The 8,842-nt window shown below is 71.1% G+C and carries 5 protein-coding genes; 3 read left to right on the forward strand and 2 right to left on the reverse strand.

Features of this window, described 5'->3' with window-relative positions:
• Window positions 1-822: 822 nt before the first annotated feature.
• Together D7I43_RS30320 and D7I43_RS34480 are read right to left on the reverse strand one after the other, a co-directional pair.
• Complete coding sequence (locus tag D7I43_RS30320) at window positions 823-2,862, reverse strand: recombinase family protein (RefSeq protein WP_120332000.1); 2,040 nt, start codon at window positions 2,860-2,862, stop codon at window positions 823-825.
• A complete protein-coding gene (locus tag D7I43_RS34480; RefSeq protein WP_363664000.1) occupies window positions 2,859-3,287 on the reverse strand; it encodes a DUF5372 family protein in 429 nt (142 codons plus the stop codon). Before D7I43_RS34480 ends, D7I43_RS30320 begins: the two co-directional genes overlap by 4 nt.
• Here D7I43_RS34480 and D7I43_RS30325 point away from each other — a divergent pair.
• The 3 genes from D7I43_RS30325 to D7I43_RS30335 all read left to right on the forward strand — a co-directional run bounded on the left by D7I43_RS30325 (window position 3,245) and on the right by D7I43_RS30335 (window position 8,534).
• The gene (locus tag D7I43_RS30325) at window positions 3,245-4,216 is read left to right on the forward strand and encodes a PrgI family protein (RefSeq protein ID WP_120332001.1); all 972 of its coding nucleotides are present in this window, start codon (window positions 3,245-3,247) and stop codon (window positions 4,214-4,216) included. The two genes, D7I43_RS34480 and D7I43_RS30325, sit on opposite strands and share 43 nt — an antisense overlap.
• A complete protein-coding gene (locus D7I43_RS30330) occupies window positions 4,213-6,000 on the forward strand; it encodes a VirB4 family type IV secretion system protein (RefSeq protein ID WP_120332002.1) in 1,788 nt (595 codons plus the stop codon). Before D7I43_RS30325 ends, D7I43_RS30330 begins: the two co-directional genes overlap by 4 nt.
• 62 nt (window positions 6,001-6,062) lie before the next feature.
• A complete protein-coding gene (locus tag D7I43_RS30335; protein WP_120332003.1) occupies window positions 6,063-8,534 on the forward strand; it encodes a DUF8128 domain-containing protein in 2,472 nt (823 codons plus the stop codon).
• Window positions 8,535-8,842: the final 308 nt, after the last annotated feature.

Below are 8,842 nucleotides of genomic sequence, written 5' to 3' on the forward strand. Positions count from 1 at the left end.
GGTGCCATCGATGAGTGGGTCCGCTTCGTCGCGTGGAGCCACCTGATAGGGCAGAACAGTGTCGACGCCGAGTGCCCGTCCGTAGTAGCGGTAGCGGACCAGCACCGCGCGCGGAGATGCGTCAAGAACTACTCCGGGCTGCCATGCATTGCGGTACACCCATACCGGCTGTCCAGGACAGTAGGCGCCAGCGTGGGCTATCTCGGTAGAGGAGCCTTCGGGAGGCGCAGTCGGCGCGGCCATCACGCCCAGCGTTGTCGACGAAGGCCGTACCGGGTATCGGTGATCCGTCGATCTGCGAGTGGGCCGGACGGTGCGTCCAGTCCGCCGGATGGTGGAGGATGGTCCGGTCCGGTGCCTGCGCGACCTGCTCCACCGGCCGGCCGAGCAGGTCGCGCCGACGGGATGTGCTGACGTGCGCGGCGTCGCATCCGACCCCGCGGGGGTGTTCGAGGCGCGAAGGATCTCTGGAACTCCAGTCCCAGGTAGACCAGCTCGGCCAGACTTTAGATGATTGAGTCCGAAGTTCGGGCTGGTCAATGGTCGTACGCGATACCCTTCGCCGCGTCCGAGTCAAGCCCACGCTGCCGTACAGCCCCGGACTTCGGACTCAATCATCTAGTGGCGTCCGATGCGGGTCGTCGACGGCTGCCCGATGGTGAGCAGAACGGCAGAGTACGTACGAGGAACGCGATCTCGTAGGCCAGGGTCGAGCCGCAGGGGCCTGCGTGAGCAGCCGTACGGCGATGGCGTCGGCCATTGGGTCGAGATGTTCCAGGCCGCGACGAGCCTGGGCGTGACACACCCGGCCCCGCGCACGAGCTAGCTGCCGGCATCGCCGGTGGCGGCCACGGGCGGGTTCGGCTTGAGCCGGAACGAGCCCGCGACCTTCTTCCGGTAGACCTCCTGCGTCGCGGAGTCCCAGGGGATGCACCAGCGTCTCGCGCGGCTGTGGGCGGGGACCTGCCCGTGGCGCAGCCAGTTGTAGATCGCGTCGGCGGGGATGCCCAGCAGCTGGGCGGCCTGTTTGACGCTGATCTCCCCGTCCCGCACGGCCATCGTCCGCGACGTGAAGATCTTGTAGATGCCGCGCACCCCCGCGACGTGGCGAGGGGTGAAGCGCAGGTTCTTGCCGGTCCGCAGGCCGGCGTCGTTGAGCATCTTGGCGATCTGCACGTTGCTGTGGGTGGCACCATGCTTGCGGATGATCTCCAGTGCCTCGGGCGGAGTGCGGCCGGGCCCGCGCCGTTGCACGACGAGCTCGTCGGTGGCGCCGGTGTGCCAGCGCACGCCGATCCGAACGATGTCGGAATCCTGCTCTAGCAGGAGCGTGACGTCGGCGATCAGCGTGCGTAGCAGGCGCTTGCGGTCACGTGGACTGGTGGTCGGCGCATCCCACAGCCGGGGCAGATCGGCGGCCAGGGCGCGCAGTGCGTCGTGGTCCGGCACCGGCGGTTTGACCGCGCGGGCGGTCGCCAGCGCGGCCTCCGCCTCGGCGAGAGCGGCGAGTTTGGCCTCCCACCGCGACTCCAATGTCTTTGCCACCAAACGGTTTTCCGGCTCGACCTGGCCGAAGGCGCGTTCGGCGCGGTCGGCCTCGTAGCGGGCCCGTTCCACGGCCAGTTCAGCGGCCCTGTGGGTGCGCACCTGCCGGTCGGCGACCTCATCCGCGGCGGCTAACGCGACCTGGATCTGTTGCGGGGTCACGGTTTTCAGCAGCAACGCGGCGACCGCGTCGTCGACGGTGTCGGCGATGACGGTCCGGCAGCCGGCGGTGGGCTCGGCACACAGGTAGGTCACCTTGCTGTCCTTGCGGCTGCAGCGGGTCCCGACCCGCCCTCCGCAGGTACCACACAGGATGATGCCCTGACACAGGGCGGTGCCTTCCCGCACCGGCCGGGCCCCGCGCCCGGTGTTGTTCGCCGCGAGCTTGGCCTCCGTGGCCAGGAACTCCGCCCAGGTCACATACCCCTCGTGGTGATCCTGAATCAGGACCGCCCAGTCTTCTCGTGCCCGGCGTCGGCGGGTGGAGCTCACCGTGCCGTCGGGCAGCACCCGCCGTACTTCGCGGGTCTTGCCGAAGGTGTAGACACCGGCATAGGTCGGGTTCTTCAGCGCCTGCGCTACCCGAGCGTGGGTGAGCTTGCCCCACTTGATCGTCCCCGCCCACGCCCCGGCCCAGGCCCGCTGCGGGAACAACCGCCCCGTTTCGTGGAACGCGCGGACAGTCTTCAACGCCGAGCCCGTCCGCTGGAACTCCGCGAACAGGTCCTCCACGGCGCGGCGGACCTGCTCGTCGGGGTCTTTGACGATCTGGCCGTCCTCGTCGTAGACGTACCCGACCGGCAACGGATGGCGCAGCTCTCCACGGTGCGCCGCGGCCACCTTCGCCCCGTGCAACCGACCGAGCAGGAAGTGCAGCTCGATCTCCGACATCTGGCCCTTGAGGCCCAGCAGAATCCGGTCGTTGACGTTGGCCAGGTCGTACACGCCGTCGGTGTCGATCAGCAGCGTGTCGGTCAGCCGCGCCAGCTCCATCAACCTCGTCAGGTCGGCGTTCGAGCGGCCCAGCCGGGACACCTCCAGGCCGAACACCGCGCCGACCTCCCCCATGCACAACCGGGCCACGATCTCCCGGTAGCCCTCCCGCTCGGACCCGAACCGCCCGGACACGCCCAGGTCGGCGTCGACGATGACGATCTGCTCGGCCAGCCACCCGAGCTCGGCGGCGGTCGACGCCAGCGCGTACTGGCGCTGCGTCGACTCGGTGTTCTGCCGCACCTGCGCCGACGTCGACTGCCGCACATAGACGATCGCCAGCCGGGACAGGTGACTCGCCGTGATCTTCGAGGTCGGGTTCATCGCCGGCTCCGTGCAGCAGCGACTCGACCATGTTCGCCACGACCATCACGGCCTGGCGAACGTCCCACCCGCTCAACTGTCCCCCTTCCCGGCCCACTTGGTCTGCCATCACACCCATCACTGTCAGGAGCCTGTTCATGGGAATCCGTCACCACCGACGCTGGATCGATCTTGTCGATCAGCGCCCGCGCCGCCGACAAACCCTCCACCGCCAGCCGATCCGACGACGCCGGCACACCACGGTCGGTCCAGTCCTGCGCCACCGTGATGCGCCGCCTCCCCTCGACCTCACACACGAAGAACAGACCATGCCGCCTGCGCTGCGTAAACAGCACAACCAGGCTCTGCCCCCTCAACGGATGGAAAGGATGAGTGATCACCAATGAGTCCGAAACCCGACGCAACTGACGGGCTGTATAGGGCACGGGTTCCCGCTGACGTGGACGCCCCGGACAAGGTCGTCTACGGGCTGACGTTCCGGCAGCTGGCGATCCTCGCGGTCGCCGCTGTCGCCTTCTACGGCGCCTGGCGGGTGCTGCACGACCTCGTGCCGCCGCTGGTGCTCGTCGGCGCCGCCGTGGTGCTCGGCGGCCTGGTCTTCGGGATCGTTGTGGGCCGCCGAGACGGGCTCCCCCTCGATGCGTGGCTGCTCGCCGCCGTCGCGCATGCGAGGGCGCCGCGGGCGTTGTCGACGACGGACACGACATTGACAACACCGGAGTGGGTGCAGGCCCCGAAGAGCCGGGTGATGCTGCCGGCGCCGCTGCGGCTGCCCGCCGACGCCATCGACGACGGCGGACAGATCCGCGTCGGCGGTGGGCGGGCGGCGGTGGTCGCCGCGACGAGCGTCAACCTCGCCCTGCGCACCCCGGATGAGCAGGCGGCCCTTGTCGAGGTGTTCGGCCGCTGGCTCAACAGCCTGTCCACCGCGACGCAGATCGTCGTGTCCGCGCAGCCGGTGGACCTGCACTCCGCCGCCCAAGGTCTCGCCCATGCGACCGGGAAGCTGCCGCACCCGGCCCTGGCGGACGCGGCGGCCGACCACGCCCGCTTCCTCGACGACCTCGCCGCCCGGCGGGACCCGTTGCGCCGGCAGGTCCTCATCGTCACCCGCACCAGCCCCGGCGAGCGGGGCGACCACGCGGCCCGCAGGCGCGCCGAGAACACGGTGCGCGCGCTGTCCGGCCTCGGCGTGACCACCCGCGTTCTCGACGGGGCGGCGGTGACCGCGGCGATCGCTGCCGCCGCCGACCCCTACCGGCCACCCCGACCCGGTGGTCTCGCGGCCCCCGACACCGTCATCACCTCCCCCGCGCCGCAGAGGCGTAACCGATTAAGGAGTGAACAGGTATGAAGCTGCGCGACCGACCCCAGGCGAACGAACACCACCGCCAGTCGCAGGAGCTGGCGGCTGCCGTCGCCCCCGCCTCGGTGGAGGTCACGCCCCGGTTCCTGCGGGTCGGTGACGGTTACGCCGCCACCCTGGTGGTGACCGGCTACCCGGCCGAGGTCGGCCCCGCCTGGCTCGAACCCCTGTTGTCCTGGCCGGGCCGCCTCGACCTCGCCCTGCACATCGACCCGCTGCCCGCCCCGATCGCCGCCGCCCGGCTGCGTGATCAGCGCGCCCGCTTCGAATCGTCCCGCCGCGCCGATGCCGAACGCGGCAAACTGGCCGACCCGATGGTGGAGGCGGCGGCCGACGACGCCGCGGACCTCGCGGCCCGGCTGGCCCGCGGCGCGGCGAAGCTGTTCCGCGTCGGCCTCTACCTCACCGTGCACGCCCGCACCGAGACCGAACTCCTCGAGGCGTGCGCCCAGGTGAAGGCCGCCGCCGCGTCCACGCTGATCGAGGTGCAGCCGGCCACCTGGCGGCACCTGGCCGGCTGGACCACCACCCTGCCCCTTGCCACGGACTCGCTGCAGATGCGCCGCACCATGGACACCGCCGCCCTCGCCGCCGCCTTCCCGCTCGCCAGCGCGGATCTGCCGGCTCCCCTGCCCGGCGACCCGCCAACGCAGGGCGGGGTGCTCTACGGGGTGAACCCGGACTCGCAGGGCATCGTGTGGTGGGACCGGTGGGCGCAGGAAAACCACAACTCCGTCGTCCTCGCACGTTCAGGCGCCGGCAAGTCGTACTTCGTGAAGCTGGAGATCCTGCGCAACCTCTACCAGCGGGTGCAGGTCGCCGTCATCGACCCCGAAGACGAGTACCTCCGGTTGGCCGACGCGGTCGGCGGGACCGTGGTGCGTCTCGGCGCCCCGGGGGTGAAGATCAACCCGTTCGACCTGCCGACCGGCGACCGGCGCCCGGACGTCCTCACCCGCCGCGGCCTGTTCGCGCACACCCTCATCGCGGTGCTGCTCGGCCAGCAGCCACCCCCGGCGGAGAGGGCCGCGCTGGACCGTGCGATCCTCTCCGCCTACCGCCAGGCCGGCATCACCCCGGATCCGGCCACCCACCACCGGCCCGCCCCGCTGCTGCGCGACCTCGACGCCTGCCTGCACGCCGAAAACGACCCCGCCGCGCGGCAGCTCGCCGCCCGCCTCGCACCGTGGGTGCACGGCTCGTTCTCGCACCTGTTCGACGGGCCGACCACCACCCGTCCCGACGGGCATCTGGTCGTGTGGTCGCTGCGGCACCTGCCCGACGAGCTGCGCGCCGTCGGCACCCTGCTCGCCCTCGACGCGATCTGGCGGCAGGTCGACACCCACGACCACCCGCACGTGCGGCGGCTGGTGGTGGTCGACGAGGCGTGGCTGCTGATGCGCGACGGCGAAGGCGCGAAGTTCCTGTTCCGCATGTCGAAGGCCGCCCGCAAACGCCACGCCGGCCTGGCCGTGATCACCCAGGACGTCGCCGACGTGCTCGGCAGCGACCTCGGGCAGGCCGTCGTCGCGAACGCCGCCACACAGATCCTGCTCAAACAAGCACCGCAGGCCATCGACGCCATCGGCGACGCGTTCGGTCTCACCGCCGGCGAGCGGCGGCTGCTGCTCGCCGCCCGCGTCGGCACCGGCCTGCTCATCTCGGGCACCAACCGGACCAGCTTCGAAGCGGTCGCATCCGACGCCGAACACCAGCTCTGCACCACCCGCCCCAGCGACCTCGCCGACCTCGACGATCAGGAGGACATGTGACTCCCTCCGCCACCCACCTCACCGCCGACCCCACACCCACGCCCGGCCCGAGCGGCCCGGATATGGGCGTCGCCCCGCCGACCGGGGCGACCGGGTGGTTGCTCGATGCCGCCGCGTGGACGGTGCAGCGGCCCTGGCTGGTCGCCGTCGCCGCGGCCGTGCTGGTCGCCTACGTCGCCGGCCGCAACCTCCTCGCGGCGTGGCGGCACCGCCACCACGCCGACGGGGCCCGGCTCGTCACGATCGCCCCGCCACCCGAGGTGGATCCGCACAGCGCCGCGGTGTTGTGGGCCAATCTCGCTGGCACCCTCACCCCCTCCCGGTACCTGCGGCTGCGCTACGGCAGCCCCCACCTGGCCTGGGAATACACCTGGAGCGGCCGGCGGCTGCTGATCAGCGTGTGGGTGCCCGGCAGCGTCCCACCCGGCGCCGTCGAAGCCGCCGTCCGCGCCGCCTGGCCCGGCGCCGCCTGCACCACCCACCACACCCCCAGCCCACCCATCCCCCACGACACGACAGCAGTCGGCGGGCACCTGCTGCCCACCGCCGCCGAATGGCTGCCCCTCGCCACCGACCACCACCACGACCCGCTGCGCGCGGTGATGTCCGCCGGATCACAACTCAAGGCCGACGAACACGCCTGCGTGCAAGTCCTCGCCCGCCCCGCCCCTGCGCGACGCGCGCGGCGCGCCCGACGCGCCGCCACCCGGCTGCGCGACGGCAAAACCGCCCTACCCACGCTCAACCCAGCCGCGCCGCTGCTGTGGCTCATCAAGGCGTTCCTACCCGGCCGCCCCACCCACACCACCACCCGGCACGGGCAGGCGGGCCGCCGCGACCCCGGGGTGGAACGCGACGTGCGCGCCATCCTCGACAAGACATCCCACCCGCTGTGGGAAACCGCCGTGCGCTACGCCGTCGCCAAGGACACCCGCCGCGCCCACACCGACCAGCGTCCCCGCCTGCACGGCATCGCCGACACCATCGCCTCAGCATTCGCCGTCTACTCCGGACGCAACCGCCTCACCCACCGCGCCCGCATGCCCCACCCCACCGCGATGCTCGCGCAGCGGCGCCTCAGCGCCGGGTTCCTCACCTCCACCCCGGAACTAGCCGCGCTCGCCGCGCTGCCCCAAGACCTCGCCGTCCCCGGCCTGGACCGGGCCCGCGCCAAGTCCATGCCCGCGCCGGTCGCCGTGACCAGCGGCGGGCGCGGCGAGAAAGTCCTCGGCGACGCGCAGGTAGGCGGCCACCGCGTCGCCCTGTCCGTGCCCGATGCGCGGTATCACACCCACGTGATCGGATCGACCGGCAGCGGCAAAACCACACTGCTGGTCAACATAGCCGTCGACGACATCACCGCCGGACGCGGCACCGTCGTCATCGACCCCCACGGCGACCTGGTCCTGGACATCCTCGACCGGCTCCCCGACACAGTCGCCGACCGGGTGGTGCTGTTCGACCCCGACCAGCCCAACCCTCCCACGATCAACCCGCTGTCCGGCGACGACCCCGACCTCGTGGTCGACAACCTCGTGTCGATCTTCGGGAACATCTTCGCCAAAGCCTGGGGACCCCGCATGGACGACGTCATGCGCGTCGCGTGCCTGACCCTGCTGCGCCACGCCAACGTCACCTTGCAGCACATCCCGCCGCTGCTGAACAACAAGCAGGTCCGCGCCGAAATGACCGTCGACCTCGACGACCCGGCCGGACTACACGGCTTCTGGCAGTGGTACGACGAACTCAACCCCGCCCTGCGCTCCCAGGTCATCGGCCCCGTCCTGGCCCGGCTACGCGCGTTCCTGCTACGCGACTTCGTCAACCGCACCATGAAGTACCCCCAGTCGAGCTTCGACATGGGCCACATCCTCAACGGCGGCGCTCTCCTGGTCAGGATCCCCAAGGGACAACTGGGAGAAGACACCAGCAAGCTGCTCGGCTCGCTGATCCTGGCACAGGTGTGGCAGGCCGCCACCGCCCGCGCCCGCCTCGCCCCCGACCAGCGCCGCGACGCCACCCTGATCATCGACGAGGCGCAGAACTTCCTCACCCTCGCCAACAGCCTCGACACGATGCTCGCCGAGGCCCGCAAGTACCGGCTCTCCCTCATCCTGTCCCACCAGGACCTCGCCCAGTTCCCGAAAGACCTCCTCGCCGCCGCCTCCGCGAACGCCCGCAACAAGATCTACTTCTCCTGCGCCCCCGAAGACGCCCGCGTCCTGGCCCGCCACACCCTGCCCGAGCTCGACGAGCACGACCTGACCCACCTCGGCGCGTACACCGCCGCTACCCGCCTCGTCGTCGACGGACGACAAACCCCGGCGTTCACCATGCGCACCCGCCCACCAAAACCGGTGCTCGGCGCGGCCACCGCCATCCGGCGCAACGCCGCAAAGCGAGTCCAGCCGCAGCAGCCCAGCGCACTGGACGCCCGCATCGACATGCTGTCCCGACCGAAGAAAGACAGCCGCCGCGACACGGCCGACACCGGCCAGGCGGGCCGAGCACGCCACGGGTCTCGCCCTGCCTGAAGGCGCCAAGCGCCCACCTCGCCGTGTTGCCGGCAGGGCGCAAGTCAGCGGTGTTCGCTTGCGTCTTCCGCCGCGGCTTCACCGCGCCTTCACCACCGCTGCCCACCGTCACCGATGCCACGCCGGCCAGGCGCGCCTATCAGCGCAGCACACCGCCCATCACCGCCCCAATCAGCGGCCATGACAGTTCCAGACTCCCTAATAGGGTTACAACTCTTCGCCTGAAGGGTCCGCGCAGATGACTCAGCTTCGGCTGAGGATCCTGCGCTGTGCCGGGCCTGGCTGCCGGCGGTCACGACTACAGACTC

Source organism: Micromonospora globbae, assembly GCF_003610785.1.
Lineage (GTDB): Bacteria > Actinomycetota > Actinomycetes > Mycobacteriales > Micromonosporaceae > Micromonospora > Micromonospora globbae.